The following is an 18681-nucleotide window of genomic DNA, read 5'->3' as shown; positions in this document are numbered from 1 at the left end:
AAAGGCAATTTACCTAGAAAAATATGCCAGAAGTCCCTTTTTGATTCGTTTGATTAACCCAGGTCCCTCATAAATCATGCCCGAGTAGACTTGAATCAAGCTTGCTCCTGCTTCTAGCTTTTCAATTGCGTCTTCTGGAGAGAAAATTCCTCCTACTCCTATTATAGGAAAAGCCCCGTTTGACTTCTGATGAAGGTATTTGATGACTTCTGTACTTCGGCTTGCCAAGACTTTTCCGCTCACTCCTCCTGCTCCAATCGCCTCGACTTCCTCTTTGGGAGTGGTCAAAACCGAACGATTAATGGTGGTACTCGTCGCAATCACGCCGTCTATTTTGGTTTCTTGGACAATTTCAATGATATCGTCTAGTTGACCATTAGTAAGATCCGGAGCGATTTTCAATAAAATAGGTTTAGGTTTTTCTTTGGCATCATTTGCGTTTTTTACCGCAGAAAGTAATGCTTTTAAAGGCTCTTTTTCCTGTAAATCCCGAAGATTAGGGGTATTGGGAGAACTCACATTTACCACAAAATAATCCACATAGGGGTGCAAAGCCTCCAAGCAAAAGAGGTAATCGTCTACTGCATTCTCATTGGGAGTCACTTTGTTTTTCCCGATGTTTCCGCCCACGATTACCTTGGATTTTCTTTTTTTCAATCGCTCGACCGCTGCTAAAACCCCTCCGTTATTGAAACCCATTCGGTTAATCAGAGCTTCATCCTGAGGCAATCGAAATAATCTTGGAAGCGGGTTTCCTTCTTGGGGTTTAGGCGTGAGGGTTCCTATCTCAATAAACCCAAATCCCAACATAGCCATCTCATCGATTAGTTTGGCATCCTTATCAAATCCAGCGGCCAAGCCTACAGGATTTTTGAATTTCAATCCAAAAACCTCACGTTCCAATTTGGGATCTTCTAGACTAAAATTCGCCTGAACGATCGAATGGACTACAGGAAGATTGAAGGTTTTTTTGGTGAGCCCAAAGGTGAAATGGTGAGCTGATTCTGGATTCTTAAGAAAAAGGAGGGGCTTGAGAAGGGACTTATACACTTTCGGGAAAATTGGATCCAAGGCCAAAGATAAAGTATCTGGATTCTATGCCTATACAGAAATAAAAAAAAGGAAGACTCAAAGTTGAATCTTCCTTTTCCATGCATTGGATGGCCTTATTTCTTTCCTACCAAAATCAATTCTTCCTGAGGCTGGATTAAATAATGTGCTCCATCCTCTGTCACTACGGCCATTTCTTCTACTGAAATGGTCTTTTCGGTTCCGTCTGCCTGTTTCCAGCAATGAAATCCATCAAAGGCAAAAACCATCCCCTGCTTTAATAACTTTTGAGCTGCAGGTCGAGGATTTGGAAGTCTTGCTCCACCCAAATTCGGTCCCACATCATGCGCCACATATCCAACAGGGTGCCCAGTACTCCAAGGAACATACAAAGAGCCATTGGCATCCATCAAATCCCGCTGGGCACGATCTACATCTTCTCCTTTCACCCCTGGCTTCATAGCCCCAAGAGCTGCACGGCTACCATTTTTCCCGTTTTCCCAGTATTTCTGAATTTCCTCAGGAGCTGTAGTCTCGCCGTCTTTTAGCACATAGGCGAATCGCTGAATATCACTTACCCAAATCCCGTAAAGTTTTACCCCGAAATCTGTCTGAATCACATCGCCCGGCATAATTACCTTGTCTGTAGCATGAGAATGCCCGCGATCAGGTCCTGAGTTGACATTTGGATTTTGGTCGGGATGCCAAGCATCGGTGACTCCGTATTCCACCATTTTTGCCTTCAAAAATTTCGCGACATCAGCATCAGTGGTTTTTCCCGGCTCAATCATCGCATAGGCCTCCACCTGGAAATCCGCTGCCAATTGAGCTGCTTTTGTCAAAATTTCAACTTCTTCAGGAAGCTTAATGGAAAGCCATTCATAGACTAACTCCTCTGAAGAAACCAATTTGCTAGCTTCAGGTCCCATTAACTGAGCTAATTCCTGGTATTGGCTATGAGTCATTCCATCCGCCATTTCATTGGAGGCAGAAGTATTGATAGCAATAGATTTAAAACCTTTTCCTTTGATAAATTCTACTGCCTTTGCGACAGCAGATTCCCCTCTAGGTACTGGCTCGACTTTCTCATGAATATCCAAATCATCCAAAGCCGTGGCCTCTCCATCGGGAGAAAAAACTAAAGAATGAAATCCTGTTTCATCTGTAAAGAAAAGAAATGCCGCCGTTCCGCTGGCATTTTCTCCTCCGACATGCGTAGCGATTGGGTCATTGTAATTTTCTCTACAAACCACCAACCAAACATCCACTCCTGCGTTTTTGAGAGCATCTGGCAAAAGCTGGTTGATTCTTTTTTTACGGATTTCTGGCCAAGGATTGGTACCCCAAAGTTCGGCAGGGTTTACTTTTTCGACTTCAGGGGAAGTCTTGGCTTCAGGTTGGCAAGCTATAAGAAGCCCAAAAAGACTTAAAAACAAGAAGGTATTTTTCATAAGATAAGGTAAATTGGACGGGAAAATAGTCAGGAATTGCCAAGGTCAAAAGTGTAACCTGTGCAATTTCATTGGCCAAGCCTTGAAAAAAGCCTCCAAAAAAAGGTTTATTTTGAACAAAAACACAGACCTAGCGTGTTACAAACAGGTCTAAAAGCCATCCCGGCATCAAATGAAAATAGGAATCGTCTGTTATCCCACCTTCGGTGGTAGTGGTGTAGTAGCCACTGAACTTGGAAAAGGTCTGGCCAAAGTGGGCCATGAGGTTCACTTCATCACCTATAAGCAACCCATGAGATTGGATTTTTTCAGTGAAAATCTATTCTACCATGAGGTGGATATCAAAAGCTACCCACTGTTTGAATTCGCTCCTTACGAGCTTGCTCTTGCCAGCAAGATGGTCAGCGTGGTGAAATATGAAAACCTTGACCTTTTGCATGTGCATTATGCAATTCCTCATGCATCAGCAGCCTACATGGCCAAGCAGATTCTAAAAACAGAGGGCATTCAGATTCCGGTGGTCACTACCTTACACGGAACTGACATTACATTGGTCGGAAAAGATCCCAGCTATGAGCCAGTGGTGACTTTTTCAATCAATCAATCTGACGGAGTTACAGACGTATCAGAAGATCTAAAAAAAGAGACCTTTGAGCATTTTGACATCAAGCGAGACATTCAGGTCATTCCTAACTTTATTGATCTGGAGAGATTCAAAAAGCAAAGAAAAGAGCACTTCAAACTGGCTATTTGTCCTCACGGAGAAAAGCTATTGGTTCACACTTCCAACTTTAGAAAAGTAAAGCGGGTAGAAGACGTAATCCACGTGTTTTACGAATTGAGAAAAAGTATCCCTGCAAAATTACTTTTGGTTGGTGACGGACCGGAAAGAGACAGGATGGAGCGCCTTTGCCGAACTCTGGGAACTTGCGATGATATTAGATTCCTTGGAAAACTTGAGGCGGTGGAAGAAGTCCTCTCAGTTGCAGATTTGTTTTTGATGCCTTCTGAAAAAGAGAGTTTTGGATTAGCCGCTTTGGAGGCCATGGCCTGTGAGGTACCGGTTCTTTCTTCCAATGCTGGAGGTATTCCCGAACTCAATTTGGATGGAGTAACTGGATTCGCCTGTGAAGTAGGAGATGTGGAAGATATGACTGCGAAGGCAAAATTTATTCTCGACGAGAATAACCTTCCTGGGTTTAAAGAGAGAGCTTTGGCTCGGGCCAAAGAATTTGATATTCATCAAATTATGCCTAAGTATGTAGATTACTACGAAAAAACGATCGCTGAAACCTTGAAAATGGTCTAAAAGTGATCTAAATCATTTTGTGTTTTTACCACTAAAACACAAAACAACTTACCTTTGCATCGGTTATTTACCGGTGAAGTCAAATTTCAAAGAATTACTACTTATGAAAAAGATTGGAAGATTGGACAAACCCGACAATTTCGGTTCTGCCAAAATGTTTTCTAATCCAATACTGGAGAAAATATCCAGAACCCATATTTTGGTTCCGATTACCTTGTTCATGGCGATATCGTCAGTATCCTTTTACTATGCCGTGACTACCACAGAAATAGGTTTGGGAATGGGAATGCTGGTTCTATTTACAGGTCTATTTGCCTTCACTTTTGTGGAATACATGATGCATAAGTATTTCTTTCATATGGAGCCGGATACTCCTTTGAAAGATAAATTACAGTATACTGTGCATGGAGTTCATCATGATTACCCAAAAGACAAGGATAGATTGGCAATGCCTCCTTTTGTGAGCGCCGCCTATGCTGCAATCTTCTATTTGGTATTTACCCTGATCATGGGAGACTTTGCTTTGTATTTCCTTCCTGGGTTTCTGTTAGGCTATACTGCTTATTTGGGAGTGCACTACATCGTACATGCTTATAATCCTCCGAAGAATTTCTTCAAGGTGCTTTGGGTAAATCATGCAATACACCATTACAAGGATCCGGATACATCTTTTGGTGTGAGTTCTCCGCTATGGGATTTTATCCTAGGTACCATGCCTAAAAAAGACTAAAACAAGCCTCCCTTTTGGGAGGTTTTCTTTTTATTAGCTATGACTAGAATTTCAATTATTGGGTTTGGCTGGTTGGGGAAACCACTAGGAAAATATCTGAAATCAAAAGGATACCAGGTTTTGGGTTCAACAACTTCTCCAGAGAAAAAAAGAACCCTTGAATCCGAAGAATTGGAAACTATTCAATTTTCCTTAAATCCCCATCCTGAAGGCGTTGGCTTTAATAAACTTTTCCAATCTGAAATCCTGGTTGTAAATATCCCACCAAGAACCCGATCTGGAAATGGCCTTTTTCATTTGGAACAATTGAAATATTTACGGATACTGATTGACCAGTCTCCTATTCAAAAAGTGATTTTTGTTTCCAGCACGGGGATATATCCTGAGATGGTTTCTGCGAAAGAATATGGAGAAGATTTTCCTATCACATTAGAAAACACAGGAAATGAAATCCTTTTCAAAGCCGAGCAAATGATGGAAGCAGAAAAAAAGTTTGACTTAACTGTAGTCCGATTTGGAGGCTTGATGGGTGAGGAAAGGATTCCGGGGAAATATTTCTCAGGAAAAGAAAATGTGGCCGGACATACTCGGGTCAATTTTATTCATAAAGACGATGCGGTAAGGATGATTGCCTGGATTATAGAAAAAGGACTTTGGAATCAAACTTTCAATGGAGTGGCTCCTATCCATCCTCTTCGACGAGAGATCTATGAGAAAAATGCAAGAGAACTAGGAATAGCTCCTCCGGCGAGCTTCCAAAATGAACCCGAAGGCAAGGATCGATTGATATCCGCAGAAAAAATTCTTGCAACAGGCTTTGAGTTTGAATTTCCAGATCCTTTAGGTTTTTCTTATTCTTTAACCTAAGCTGAAGTAAGGTTTACTTTTAGTTTTCTCACAGATGACACAGATTTCCACAGATGATTTTGATCTGTGATATCTGTGATCCTTTATCCATTTTTCAGCTTTTTGATTTTTGTCGCTGATCGAAGTCAATTAATCTTCTTCAGGCTTTCCTTCCTGTCTTCGTGCCTTTGTGGCAATCTTCAAATGCCATCTTGTCACTTTTCTCCACTTGGAACGGGCATTGATACGTCTCTCTTATCAATATTTTGTAACAACTAAACTGATTTATACCATGCAGGAAAAAGGTACCATCTCGATCCATACCGAGAACATTTTCCCCATCATCAAAAAATTCTTGTACTCCGACCAGGAGATTTTCCTTCGGGAACTCGTGTCCAATGCGGTCGACGCCACCCAAAAAATCAAGCGATTGGCCACTTTGGGCCAGTACAAAGGAGAATTGGGAGATATCACCGTGGAAGTGGCTTTTGATGAGAAAAAGAAAACCATCACCATTTCTGACAAAGGTCTCGGAATGACTGCCGAGGAAATCAAAAAATACATCAACCAGATTGCATTCTCCGGGGCAACTGAGTTTGTTGAGAAATTCAAGGATGAAAAGGACGCCAATGAGATCATCGGTAAGTTTGGTTTGGGATTCTACTCCGCCTTTATGGTTGCCAAAAATGTGGAAATCCACACACTTTCTTACCAAGAGGGAGCCGAACCAGCCATCTGGACTTGCGATGGAAGTACTGAATTTGAAATCAAAAAAGGAAAGAAAAAGGAACGAGGAACAGACATCATCCTTCATATCAATGAGGATTCTGAAGAATTCCTGGACAAGTGGAAGCTTCAGGGCATTCTGGACAAATACTGCAAATTCCTCCCTGTTCCGATCAAGTTTGGAACCAAAACCGAATCTGTAGAAGATGGAGTCGATGACAAAGGAGAGAAAAAATGGAAGTCCATGGAAGTGGACAATATCATCAACACCACCTCCCCTATCTGGACCAAATCCCCTAACGATCTCAAGGACGAGGATTATCTGGCTTTCTACAAGAGTCTATATCCAATGAGTGAGGATCCATTGTTCTGGATTCATTTGAATGTAGATTACCCTTTCAATCTGACTGGGGTTTTGTACTTCCCGAAAGTCAAAAACGAATTTGAACTTCAGCGAAATAAGATCAAGTTATTCAGCCGCCAGGTATTCATCACCGACGAGGTGAAAGATATCGTTCCTGAATTTTTAATGCTTTTGCATGGAGTGATCGACTCTCCGGATATTCCGCTCAACGTATCACGAAGCTTCTTGCAGGCGGATGGAAATGTGAAGAAAATCAACAACTACATCACCAAAAAAGTAGCGGATAAGCTCTCCGAACTCTTCAAAAAAGACCGTAAAGCTTACGAAGAAAAGTGGAACGACATCGGACTTTTCGTGAAGTATGGGATGATTTCAGAGGATAAATTCTACGAAAAAGGAAAAGAGTTTACCCTACTGAAAAACACCAAGAATGAATATTTCACTTTGGATGAATACACCGATAAGGTAAAAGCCATTCAAAAGGATAAGAATGACCAAGTGATTTTCTTATATGCGACTGATCTGAATAAGCAAGACAGCTTTATCGACTCTGCAAACAAGAAAGGTTACGATGTTTTGGTGATGGACTCTCCGATCGACAGCCATTTCATCCAGCATATCGAGACCAAGTTGGAGAAAACCCAAATGAAACGTGTCGATGCTGATGTGGTAGAAAAACTGATCCAAAAAGAGGATAGCTATGCCAATCTGCTCACCGAGGACCAAAGCAACCAAGTGAAGGAAGTCTTCGAAAAGGCGATTGGGGATAAATCCTATTCTGTGGAAATCGAAGGGCTAAGTCCAGAGGAACTCCCTGTGACCATCACCATGGAAGAATGGATGCGCAGAATGAAAGACATGGCGCAGACCGGAGGAGGACCGATGAGCTTCTACGGCAGCCTGCCAGACAGCTACAAAGTGGCCATCAATGGTAATCATCCTGTGGTCGATAAGATCCTTAAAGCAGAGGGAGAAGAAGCCCAACTTAAATTAGCAAAGCAGGCATTTGATTTGGCTAAGCTTTCTCAAGGTTTGCTGATCGGCAAGGATCTAACTGCCTTCGTGAAGCGAAGTGTAGAGATGATCTAAAATCATCAAGTTTTAAAAATCTAATCCCCGGCAAATTGTCGGGGATTTTTTATTCCCCACTCCCGAACTAGGCTATTCAAAGAATTGGTTTATTTTTGTTTATGCTTTCCAAAAAGACCAAGTACGCTCTTCATGCCCTCACCTACCTGGGCAAACACCAAGAACAAGGAACCGTACTCATCCACGATATAGCCGAGGAATATGGCATTTCCCATAAATTTTTAGAAAACATCCTTCTGGAACTCCGCAAGGCTGGCTACCTCGGCAGTAAAAAAGGCAAAGGCGGTGGCTACTACCTGATCAAGGACCCCAAAGACATCCCACTTTCCAGAGTAATTCGATTACTGGACGGCCCCATTGCCATGCTCCCTTGTGTTAGCTTAAATTACTATGAACCATGCGCAGAGTGTAAGGATGAATCCAAATGTGGGATTAATAAAGTCATGATTCAAGTCCGGGATGAAACCCTCAAAATACTGGAAAACAAGACTTTAGAAGATATTTTAAAAGGGGAATAAAATTTTTTCCATATAAACCCTATAATTTTTATAGGTTTTATATACTTTTGTCAGCATATCCCGTTTGTACGATATGATCTTAGACCTGCCTCTCAAAAAATTCTTTGTCTCCAAAAAGGGACAAGACACCAACTTCAAAAGCCTGATCAAATCCATTTCCTGGAGAATTGTCGGCACGATTGACACCATGGTTATTTCCTATTTCGTGACCGGTCAATTGGTGATGGCGATTTCCATTGGATCTGTAGAAGTCGTGACCAAAATATTCCTGTATTACCTCCATGAGCGGGTATGGGAAAATGCAACCAGAACTACCAAAAAACATGAGCAAGAAGCCGAATTGGTCAGATCTTGAAAATCAGGTTAACCACCTGAGTCCAGCGGAAGGTTTGGCCCTATTGGCTGAATTGTTTCCAGGGAAAATTGTGTTCTCCACCTCTCTAGGTCAGGAGGATCAGGTGATCACGCAGTTGATCGCCACCCAAAATCTACCGATTAAGATCTTTTCTTTGGATACAGGCAGACTTTTCCCGGAGACCCTAGACTTATTGGCAAGGACTGAGAGCAAGTATAAAACCCGCATCCAAGTTTATTATCCTGAGCGGGATTCTGTGGAAAATTGGGTTGCAAAAAATGGAATCAACGGATTCTATGATTCAGTGGAAAATCGCAAGTCTTGCTGCTATGTCCGCAAGGTGGAGCCCCTGAAAAGAGCTTTAGCAGGCAATGAAATCTGGGTCACCGGACTCCGTGCCGAGCAAAGTGCCAACCGCAGCGAAATGAAAAAAATCGAGTGGGATGAAGGAAACCAAATTCTCAAATATAATCCTCTCTTGGATTGGACATTCGACGAGATGATTGCCTACATAGATGAGCATAAAATCCCCTACAATCCACTTCACGATCAGGGATTTGTCAGCATAGGCTGTGCTCCTTGCACCAGGGCAATTTTACCTGGGGAAGACGCAAGAGCTGGAAGATGGTGGTGGGAAGATTCGAAGAAGGAGTGTGGGCTGCATACCAGATAGCAGTAGGCAGTGAGCAGTAAACTTTAGCATTCAGTATTTGATGTTGGACATTCGATATAGAAAAATTGGAAGATTGAATGATTGCAAAATTGATGTAGCACCCTTCTTACAATCAAAATAAGTAACCATTTGAAAACAAGGTTTAGATGCTTCAAGCCAGCTCGTAAATCGTACTTCGTAACTCGTAAATACTATGTCAAACCTATTTATACCTAACCCTAAAGAAGCAGAATCGATCCACATCCTTCGGGAAGTGGCGGCGCAGTTTGAGCGTCCGGTTCTGCTTTTTTCCGGGGGAAAAGACTCGATCACTTTAGTGAGGTTGGCCCAGAAGGCCTTTTTCCCTGCCAAAATCCCTTTTCCTCTACTTCACGTGGATACCGGTCATAATTTTCCGGAGACTATTGAATTTAGAGATCAATTGGTCAAGGAATTGGGACTGGAACTGATCGTACGAAATGTACAAGACTCCATCGATCAGGGAAAAGTTCGTGAGGAAAAAGGTCGCTATGCAAGCCGAAACACGCTTCAAACCACCACGCTGTTGGACGCAATCGAAGAATTTAAATTTGATGCATGTATCGGTGGGGCAAGAAGAGATGAAGAAAAAGCCCGTGCTAAAGAGCGGGTGTTTTCCGTCCGTGATGATTTTGGACAATGGGATGAAAAAAATCAGCGCCCTGAGCTTTTTGACATGCTCAACGGCAAAATCCACGTAGGCCAAAACGTTCGCGTGTTTCCAATTTCCAACTGGACCGAATTGGATGTATGGGAATACATTCGAACAGAAAATATTGCCATCCCAAGCATCTACTTTGCGCACAAGCGGGAGGTTTTCTTTCGGGATGGATTAATCTGGACGGCTAATGAGCATGTATATCGCGAGGTCCACGAGGAAGTCAGCGAGAAATGGGTTCGTTTCCGTACCGTTGGCGACATGACTTGTACGGCAGCGGTACTTTCAGAGGCGAAAACTTTGGACGATGTAGTCGCAGAAATCCGAGAATCTACCCTTTCAGAGCGTGGAGCCCGCATCGACGACAAAAGATCAGAGGCAGCGATGGAGACGAGGAAAAAGGTGGGATACTTTTAAGTAGCAAATAGCTGGTATCAAGTAGTAAGACAGGAAAATGAAAGATAGCTGCGCAGATAAAAAAAATTTGCCGATAAATCGGCAAGATATAGCTCAGTCTATCTTTTTGCCGAAGGCAAAATATCTTTCACTATCTCGCGAAGCATATCTTAAAATTTAAAAATGACCTAAAGTAGAAATTGATAAAAATGGACGTACAAGGCAGAAAACTTATCAAAATAGCCACAGCAGGCTCGGTGGATGATGGCAAAAGTACCCTGATAGGGCGATTGCTTTACGAAACGAATTCCCTGACTACGGACAAAATCGAAGCGATAGAGCGAAATTCCAGACAACGTGGATACGATTACTTGGACTTTTCACTAGCTACCGACGGTTTGGTGGCCGAGCGGGAGCAAGGCATTACCATTGATGTAGCACATATCTACTTCAATACCGACAAGACCAATTTCATTGTAGCAGATACTCCAGGCCATGTGGAATATACGCGAAACATGGTGACGGGAGCTTCTACTTCCCAGGTGGCGATTATATTAATTGATGCCCGTAAAGGCGTGATTGAACAAACGTATCGCCACTTTTTCATCAGCAACCTGCTCCGGATCAGCCATGTAGTCGTGGCAATCAATAAGATGGATTTGGTGGAATACAGCGAGGATGTCTTTTTGAAAATCAAAGCAGATTTTGATGCCCTGGTAGCCAAGAGCAACTTCAGCGAGGATCAAATCACTTTCATTCCTGTTTCAGCTTTAAAAGGGGAAAACATCACCAGAAAGTCCGGACACATGCCTTGGTATGTAGGAAACACATTGTTGGATCATTTGGAAGTCCTGGAACCTCAAGACTTACAGGAAAGTGCAGTGGCTAGATTTCCAGTACAATATGTGATCCGACCAAAAACCGAAGCTTACCATGACTTCCGCGGGTTTTCTGGGAAACTTTATGGAAATAGCTTGAAAGTCGGAGACCAGGTTACCGTCCTTCCTTCCGGAAATGTATCCACCATCAAAGGCATTCATTTTTTCGATCAGGAAATTGAAGCAGCAGCTCCAGGAGCTTCCGTGGTAATTACTCTGGTAGACGAAGTGGATTGCAGCAGGGGGGATATGATTGTGAAAGTCGGTGAAGAACCTTCCAGTGAAAAAACTATCACAGCTACCCTTTGTCAGGTCAATTCCAAAAACCTCCGAGTAGGACAAAAGTATATCCTTCAACATGGAGTGAATCGGGTGTTGGCGAAAGTGGAACAAATAGAAGGCAAAATTCAAACTGACTTCTCAGGAACTCAGGAGACAGAAGAGCTTCGACTCAATGACATTGGCAGGGTGAATTTCCGCCTTTCCAAACCTATTCACGTGGACTCTTATCAAGTCAATCGATCCAATGGAGCATTTATTCTGATTGATGAAGGAAGTTTTGATACGGTCTCGGTGGGATTTATTGAGTAGCAAGATTTTAGTATCAAGCATCAAGACCATAGACTTCAATGCCTGACTTCAGCAGGAAGATCATCATTCGGAGTTCGGCATTCGAAATTTCCAATATCGAATCTTGAACATCGAATAACGAACTAAAAAACAGCCAAGACCAAACCCTTGGCTTTTCTAACAATCTATAAACCTATATTCCCGATAGGGAATTAATTTTAAAAGCCATGCAAAGCTTTCGAACCGAACTTGAAAATCCCATTGTAGAAAAGGATATCCTTGATCTTGAGCGCAAGATTGCCCTTTTCCGGGAAGGAAAAATTGATGAGGAAAAATTTCGCAGCCTGAGACTTGCCAGAGGAGTCTATGGACAAAGACAGCAAGGCGTGCAAATGATCCGAATCAAACTTCCCTATGGAAGAGCTACTTCGGCCCAGTTGCGAAGGATTTGCAAGGTTTCGGAGGAATATTCCACAGGCCGTCTTCATATCACTACCCGTCAGGATATTCAGATTCACTATGTGAGTTTGGATAGGACACCTCAGCTTTGGGCCGAACTGGAAAAAGATGATGTGACCCTCCGGGAGGCATGTGGAAATACGGTGCGAAACGTTACTGCATCCGAGACCGCAGGTATAGATCCAAAGGAACCCTTTGACGTGACTCCTTACGCCGATGCTACCTTCCGATATTTTTTAAGAAACCCAATTTGTCAGGAAATGGGCCGCAAGTTTAAGATGGCGTTTTCTTCCTCCGAGAAAGATACTGCGCTTGCCTATATGCATGATTTGGGCTTTATCCCAAAAATGAATGAATTCAATGGTCAGCAAGTTCGAGGATTTAAGGTCCTTTTGGGAGGGGGCTTGGGTTCCCAGCCACGGCACGGAGATTTGATCACCGAATTTTTGGAAACGGATCAACTGATCCCATTCATTGAGTCCGTTTTGAGGATCTTCGATCGTCACGGGGAAAGGGCACGAAGAAATAAGGCTAGGATGAAGTTTTTGGTTAAAGAAATCGGAATTGAAGCCTTTTTGGATTTGGTGGAAAAAGAGAAAAAAGCACTTCCTTTTCAATCATTTCCCCTCGATTTTGAAAATCAGGAAGCTCCTTCCTTACCAAACCCACCGGCTGCACAACCTGAAGGAGAGTTGGGTCTGGACTTTGAACTTTGGAAACTAACTAACGTGCTTCCACAAAAACAGGAAGGTTACGTGTCAATTGGAGTTCGGGTACCTTTGGGGGATTTCTACTTGGATCAGGCCAGACCTTTGGCGGATTTGGTTGAAAAATATGCGGCAGGAGAAATTCGTTTTACCCTGCGCCAAAATATCCTGATCCGGGATGTAAGGGAAGATTTGGTCCCTTTCTTTTATCAAGAATTGAAAAAAATCAATCTCGCCCAAGGAGGCTACAACTCCCTTGGTGACATCACTGCCTGCCCAGGGACAGATACTTGTAATCTCGGCATCGCGAGCTCCACAGGCATTGCATCTGAACTGGAAAAGGTCATCCAAAACGAATACCCCCATTTATTGAAAAATAGAGATCTAGTTATTAAGATTTCCGGCTGCATGAATGCCTGCGGACAGCACAATATGGCCCATATCGGATTTCAGGGAATGTCTATGAAAGCCGGAAAAACCGTCATCCCAGCCCTTCAGGTACTGTTGGGAGGAGGAAATTTAGGTGATGGAAATGGACGCTTTGCGGATAAGGTCACGAAAATCCCAAGCCGTCGTGGTCCTCAGGCCTTATGGGTTTTGCTGGATGATTTTGAAAAAAATGCCGAAGGAAAGGACTTCTTAAGTTACTATGATCAACAAGGACAAATGTATTTCTATGACTTGCTGAAAGAACTTAGCGACGCCTCTACCGTGACCGAATCCGATTCGGTGGATTGGGGTCATCAGGAAGCCTATGAAGTAGCAGTCGGGGTTGGGGAATGTGCCGGAGTAGTGATCGACTTGGTGGCTACTTTGCTTTTGGAGGCCTTGGAAAAGCTCGATTTGGGACAAGAAGCTTTGGAAAATGAAAGATGGTCAGACAGTATTTATCACCATTATGCAGGATTGATCAATGCTGCCAAGGCGCTTTTGCTCAGCGAAGACATCAGCACCAACAGCTATGCGAATATCATCTCTTTATTTGACGAGAAATTTATTGAAACAGGAAAAATAAACCTCAATTCTTCCTTTGCTGATGTGGTATACCAAATCAACCAAAATGAGCCAACTGAAGAATTTGCAAGAAAATATGCGCAACAAGCCCTAGAGGTGTATGGCTTGTTAAAATCCTATCGGGAAGAGGAGGTTGAAGCATGAGACAGGCAATTTATCCCAAAGTCACCCTTGTCGGAGCAGGCCCCGGAGATCCGGAATTGATGACGCTAAAAGGAATATTGGCATTAAACACGGCCGATGTAGTCTTGTATGATGCCTTGATAGATCCGGTTTTGTTGAAGCATGCCCCCGCCACGGCCCTGAAGATTTTCGTAGGAAAACGAGTGGGCAGGCACAGCACACCACAGGAAGACACCAATCAACTCTGCGTAGAACTCGCCCGAAAGCACGGTCATGTAGTCCGATTGAAAGGAGGAGATCCATTCGTCTTCGGTCGGGGTGGAGAAGAAATCGAGTACATCGAGGCATTCGGCATTCCCACAGCTGTAGTTCCAGGAATCACTTCGGCGATTGCTGTTCCTGCTAATGTTGGGATTCCTGTCACGAAACGTGGTGTTTCTGAAAGTTTCTGGGTAGTCACCGGTACAACTACTGCGGGTGAACTCTCCAGAGACCTAGCACTTGCGGCTCAGTCTACGGCAACGGTGGTGATCTTGATGGGAACCAAAAAATTGGGAGAAATCACTGAAACCTACAGAAAGGCAGGAAAGGAACGCCTTCCAATTGCAATTATCCAAAGCGGAACCACAAGTGAAGAAAAAATTACGGCAGGATTTATCCATGACATCGAGCAAAAGGCGGCAGAAAATCAGGTTGAAGCTCCTGCGGTGATCATCGTGGGAGAAGTGGTTCGGGAAAGTCTTCGATTGGCTGAGGTGTATCGGGAAGTGGTGAAAATGGAAATACGGTAGAAATATGCCCTTGGCGAAATACGATTGAAATATACCTCAGTTCAGTTGTTCAAATATTTCGCTCGACGAAGTCGAGCCCATTTCTATAGTATTTCTATGTATTTCAAAATGTATTGTGTCTAACCTCTAAAATCTCTCATGAACCATCTCTATCCTATATTTCTTAAAGTCCATGAGCTCAATGTTTTATTGATCGGAGGAGGCTTTGTGGCGACCGAAAAGCTGGAATTTTTGCTAAAGTCAAGCCCAGAAGCACAAGTAACAGTTGTCTCCAAGTATTTCCGACCGGAATTTTTGGAACTGGCTGAAGGAAAGGAAACTGTTAGCCTAATCGAAGATGCCTATCATGAGAAGTACTTGGGAGGAAAACATATTGTGATCGCTGCCACCGACGACAAGGCTGTAAATCGACAGATTCGCAATGAGGCCAAAGAGCGCTTTTTGTTGGTGAATGTAGCCGATACGCCAGAGCTCTGCGACTTTTACCTTGGAGGCATTGTGACCAAGGGAAACCTGAAAATTGCCATTTCCACCAATGGCAAGTCTCCTACTACAGCCAAGCGTCTTCGTCAATTATTGGAAGAAGTACTCCCAGAGGAGATTGATGATTTATTAGAAAACCTGAATGCCTATCGAGCTACACTCAAGGGTGATTTTGAATACAAAGTCAAAGCGATGAATGAGATTACAGAGGGGTTGGTGCGGAAAGAGACTCAAGACATTAGACTTTAGACACAAGATCTAAGTATCAAATAGCTAGAATCAAGATCTTAGCAGGTGTGCTATTGTAGTTTTTTTCAAGTTTTAACCTATTCACTCATAGTTAGAGTGGTTCACTTCACTCTTCGAATTTTTTCATAAATGGATCGACCCCAGTCATCTCCCAATGACCCAAGGCAATCGGAATGCTTCCTATAGCATTGAGCTGATCGAAAAAATGCCGAAGAGTAAACACCTCTCCTTTTTCTTCTTGGATTCTAGCAAAGTCAGCCAAAGCATTTTCCAGAAGATATTTTCCGGTAATGTAGCTTGAACCGTAGCCGGGTTGCCTCATGTAAAGATGCTGCTCAAAAAGCAAAAGTTCCTTCTCAGTTTTCATCCAACCACGGGGAGTGTAATTCGAATGAATTCCTCCCGCTTCTACCATTGTCATCTCGTTGGCCTGTGCATAAAGCGAACCTAAACCCCGTGCAGCCCGCTGTGCAACCATGATATATACGATCTCCCTAGAACGGGGAGAGTCTGAATAAAGTCCTGCATCCATAAACATCTCCTCCACAGCCGTTGCCGTTCCTTCATTTCTGCTGTCAAAAATATTGTACAGAAGTGGCCCACTTCGAATCAGGCTTTTATGAGGCTCATTGTCCATAATTGCCAACTCAAACCAATGGTAAAAATGAGAATACAAAGGAAGGGGATCATAATGCATCCCGATGGTGAAGAAGTTCCGCTTTTCCTTGGGGACAAAAGTCCCTCTATGCTCACGCAATGCAGGCTCGAAGTAGTCCTTTACGGTCAAAATCTCCTGCTTCTCCAGAAAATCCATCATTTTTTGAATAGACTTTTCCGTCAATTTCTCGAATTCCTCAGGAGTATCCGCTGCCTCAAGAGGGGGAAGATTCCTGTTTTGATGCTCTTCCAATTTCAGCGAACTCCAAGCCCGTGCCAATTCCCGCTTCAAAATCATCACTTCATCCTCCCAAGTCAAAGGAACCAAATGAACATTTTGCAAATACCAAGTATAGTTTTCTTTTCCTAATCCAGAAGGCCCGTCTTTCTTTGAAGCCTCTTCTTTAAGCCATTTGACCAAATCCTCAGTAGAACCTATCGCTTCTTGAATAGCCTTTGCCAAATCCTGATTCTCTGCTACTCCCGGAAAGCCCAGAATCTCTTGTAGATCACTGACCTGCTGCTCAATTGTGGGGATTCCAGCCTCCCAAAGCTCCTTTGCATTTCCAGTCAGATTCTCTTTGGCTTGGGTATTCAGCGCAGATATAGCCTCGATTTTTCCCAGAAATTCAGATACCTTACTTTCCTCGAGAGGAAAATCATACTGCCAAACTTCCACTATTCCATGATGAGTAGGCCCCTCGTGATCCGGCACATCGCTTCGCTCCATCCAGATCGATTTGTAGAATGCAGGATCCCGCTCCCAAGGTTTTAGAATTCGGTAATTGAAATCAAACCCATTCATCTCGGCCCAAACTATTCTCCAGTCCACCTGCTCTGCTATACTCCAGCCGGAAGTGTCCATTCCAAGGAGTTTAGCTTGCAAGGTTTGGAAGTCAGGCATCCGTTTTTCAAAAGTTGCTTTTCGGTAGTCGGGAGCTCCATTCAGTTTGGGAGGATTTTCGAATGCCCTCCATTCTTTAAAAAGATTCTCCAAGTCCGAATAAGGTGCCGGCTCTTTTTTAATAACCTTATGAGTATCCTGACTTTTCTGACAACTGATGAATACAAACGACAAAAGAATGAAGAATAAGAATGGACTATTTCTCATGGGAGCATTTGAATTTGGGAAAAGGAAAGATAAGACCTCCATTTTCAGGAAGCAAAGTCAAAAACTCTAAAAAATTGCAGCTCCAAAATCTCCTTTCGCCCTTTTCCACAAAATCCTATTCAGCTCAAATACAGGTTTTTTATTTCCTACCATTCCCCTATTTTTGGGCTTTCTTTGAAAAACATAACCGAACGTAAGTTTATGGCATATTTATTCACCTCAGAGTCAGTGTCTGAGGGTCATCCTGACAAAATCGCTGACCAAATCTCTGATGCGCTGATTGACAATTTTTTGGCCTTCGATCCAAATTCCAAAGTAGCCTGTGAAACACTTGTCACTACCGGTCAGGTAGTTTTGGCTGGCGAGGTAAAATCGGACATCTATTTGGATGTCCAGAAAATCGCCCGAGATGTGATTAATCGAATTGGTTACACCAAAAGTGAATACATGTTTGAAGGAAACTCCTGCGGGGTTCTATCAGCAATTCACGAACAATCTGCGGATATCAACCAGGGAGTTGAACGTAAAAATCCAGAAGAGCAAGGTGCTGGTGACCAAGGGATGATGTTTGGTTACGCAACCAACGAAACTGAAAACTACATGCCATTGGCTTTGGATCTTTCTCATATGATCCTTCGCGAATTGGCTGCTTTGAGAAGAGAGAATAAAGAAATCACCTACCTAAGACCAGATTCCAAGTCACAGGTTACGATTGAATACAGCGACGACAATTTTCCTCAAAGAATTGATGCTATCGTGGTTTCCACTCAGCATGATGATTTTGACTCCGAGGAAACCATGCTCGCCAAAATCAAAGCTGACATTATCAATATTCTGATTCCAAGAGTAAAGGCTAAGTTGAAGCCAGAGCTTCAAAAGCTTTTCACTTCTGACATCAAATACCATATCAATCCGACAGGTAAATTTGTGATTGGTGGACCTCACGGAGACACCGGATTGACCGGAAGAAAAATTATTGTAGACACCTACGGCGGAAAAGGTGCACACGGCGGAGGAGCTTTCTCTGGAAAAGATCCATCTAAAGTGGATAGATCTGCTGCCTATGCTACCAGACACATTGCCAAAAACATGGTAGCAGCTGGTATAGCTGACGAAATGTTGGTTCAAGTTTCCTATGCAATTGGTGTAGCTGCTCCAATGGGAATCTATGTAAATACCTACGGAACGGCTAAAGTGAATCTAACCGATGGGGAAATCGCTAAGAATGTAGAAGCTATTTTCGATATGCGCCCATACGCCATCGAGCAAAGACTTAAGCTGAGAAATCCGATTTATGAGGAAACAGCAGCCTACGGACATATGGGTAGAACTAATGAAATCGTAAGAAAAACCTTCTATTCCCCATACCGAGAGCAAGTAGTCAAAGAAGTGGAATTGTTCACTTGGGAAAAGCTTGACTATGTAGACAAGATCAAAGCTGCCTTTGGCATCTAAA

The 18681-nt window shown here is 43.1% G+C and carries 16 protein-coding genes; 13 read left to right on the top strand and 3 right to left on the bottom strand.

Going from position 1 to position 18681, the window contains the following annotated elements; all coding sequences use genetic code 11:
• Positions 1-9: 9 nt before the first annotated feature.
• Together DFQ04_RS10240 and DFQ04_RS10235 are read right to left on the bottom strand one after the other, a co-directional pair.
• Complete coding sequence (locus tag DFQ04_RS10240) at positions 10-1050, bottom strand: quinone-dependent dihydroorotate dehydrogenase (protein WP_133555459.1); 1041 nt, start codon at positions 1048-1050, stop codon at positions 10-12.
• Between the two features lie 116 nt (positions 1051-1166).
• A complete protein-coding gene (locus DFQ04_RS10235; protein WP_133555457.1) occupies positions 1167-2501 on the bottom strand; it encodes a M24 family metallopeptidase in 1335 nt (444 codons plus the stop codon).
• A gap of 172 nt (positions 2502-2673) precedes the next feature.
• Between DFQ04_RS10235 and bshA the strand changes: the two genes are divergently transcribed.
• The 12 genes from bshA (at position 2674) to DFQ04_RS10175 (ending at position 15457) form a co-directional block, all read left to right on the top strand.
• Positions 2674-3810: an N-acetyl-alpha-D-glucosaminyl L-malate synthase BshA gene (gene bshA, locus DFQ04_RS10230; protein ID WP_133555455.1), complete on the top strand. Its 1137-nt coding sequence runs from the start codon at positions 2674-2676 to the stop codon at positions 3808-3810.
• Between the two features lie 103 nt (positions 3811-3913).
• A complete protein-coding gene (locus DFQ04_RS10225) occupies positions 3914-4540 on the top strand; it encodes a sterol desaturase family protein (RefSeq protein WP_133555453.1) in 627 nt (208 codons plus the stop codon).
• 39 nt (positions 4541-4579) lie between these two features.
• Positions 4580-5407, top strand: coding sequence for a Rossmann-fold NAD(P)-binding domain-containing protein (locus tag DFQ04_RS10220; protein ID WP_133555451.1), 828 nt, complete (start codon positions 4580-4582; stop codon positions 5405-5407).
• Positions 5408-5678: 271 nt separating this feature from the next.
• Positions 5679-7565 carry a molecular chaperone HtpG gene (gene htpG / locus DFQ04_RS10215; protein WP_133555449.1) on the top strand — a complete coding sequence of 629 codons (1887 nt, stop codon included), beginning with the start codon at positions 5679-5681 and terminating at the stop codon, positions 7563-7565.
• Between the two features lie 101 nt (positions 7566-7666).
• Positions 7667-8083 carry an RrF2 family transcriptional regulator gene (locus tag DFQ04_RS10210; RefSeq protein ID WP_133555447.1) on the top strand — a complete coding sequence of 139 codons (417 nt, stop codon included), beginning with the start codon at positions 7667-7669 and terminating at the stop codon, positions 8081-8083.
• A gap of 73 nt (positions 8084-8156) precedes the next feature.
• Positions 8157-8438 (top strand): DUF2061 domain-containing protein, encoded by a 282-nt coding sequence (locus DFQ04_RS10205; protein ID WP_133555445.1) that lies wholly within the window; start codon positions 8157-8159, stop codon positions 8436-8438.
• Complete coding sequence (locus tag DFQ04_RS10200) at positions 8407-9111, top strand: phosphoadenylyl-sulfate reductase (RefSeq protein WP_133555443.1); 705 nt, start codon at positions 8407-8409, stop codon at positions 9109-9111. The genes DFQ04_RS10205 and DFQ04_RS10200 overlap by 32 nt, the downstream gene beginning before the upstream one ends.
• Positions 9112-9304: 193 nt before the next feature.
• Positions 9305-10204 carry a sulfate adenylyltransferase subunit CysD gene (gene cysD / locus DFQ04_RS10195; protein ID WP_133555441.1) on the top strand — a complete coding sequence of 300 codons (900 nt, stop codon included), beginning with the start codon at positions 9305-9307 and terminating at the stop codon, positions 10202-10204.
• 188 nt (positions 10205-10392) lie between these two features.
• Entirely contained in the window at positions 10393-11652 is a 1260-nt protein-coding gene (locus tag DFQ04_RS10190) for a sulfate adenylyltransferase subunit 1 (protein ID WP_133555439.1), read from the top strand.
• Between the two features lie 206 nt (positions 11653-11858).
• Positions 11859-13955 (top strand): HEPN domain-containing protein, encoded by a 2097-nt coding sequence (locus DFQ04_RS10185; protein ID WP_133555437.1) that lies wholly within the window; start codon positions 11859-11861, stop codon positions 13953-13955.
• Positions 13952-14725, top strand: a complete 774-nt coding sequence (gene cobA, locus DFQ04_RS10180; protein ID WP_133555435.1) for a uroporphyrinogen-III C-methyltransferase — start codon at positions 13952-13954, stop codon at positions 14723-14725. The genes DFQ04_RS10185 and cobA overlap by 4 nt, the downstream gene beginning before the upstream one ends.
• A 138-nt stretch (positions 14726-14863) precedes the next feature.
• Entirely contained in the window at positions 14864-15457 is a 594-nt protein-coding gene (locus DFQ04_RS10175; RefSeq protein ID WP_133555433.1) for a precorrin-2 dehydrogenase/sirohydrochlorin ferrochelatase family protein, read from the top strand.
• 106 nt (positions 15458-15563) lie between these two features.
• Here the strand turns inward: DFQ04_RS10175 and DFQ04_RS10170 are convergent, their stop codons facing one another.
• Positions 15564-17225: a hypothetical protein gene (locus DFQ04_RS10170; RefSeq protein WP_133555431.1), complete on the bottom strand. Its 1662-nt coding sequence runs from the start codon at positions 17223-17225 to the stop codon at positions 15564-15566.
• 201 nt (positions 17226-17426) lie between these two features.
• Between DFQ04_RS10170 and metK the strand changes: the two genes are divergently transcribed.
• Entirely contained in the window at positions 17427-18680 is a 1254-nt protein-coding gene (gene metK, locus DFQ04_RS10165) for a methionine adenosyltransferase (RefSeq protein ID WP_133555429.1), read from the top strand.
• Position 18681: the final 1 nt, after the last annotated feature.

Source organism: Algoriphagus boseongensis (genome assembly GCF_004362805.1).
Lineage (GTDB): Bacteria > Bacteroidota > Bacteroidia > Cytophagales > Cyclobacteriaceae > Algoriphagus > Algoriphagus boseongensis.
The sequence above is the reverse complement of the archived record's forward strand: the minus strand, read 5'-3'. Positions and strand labels throughout refer to the sequence as shown.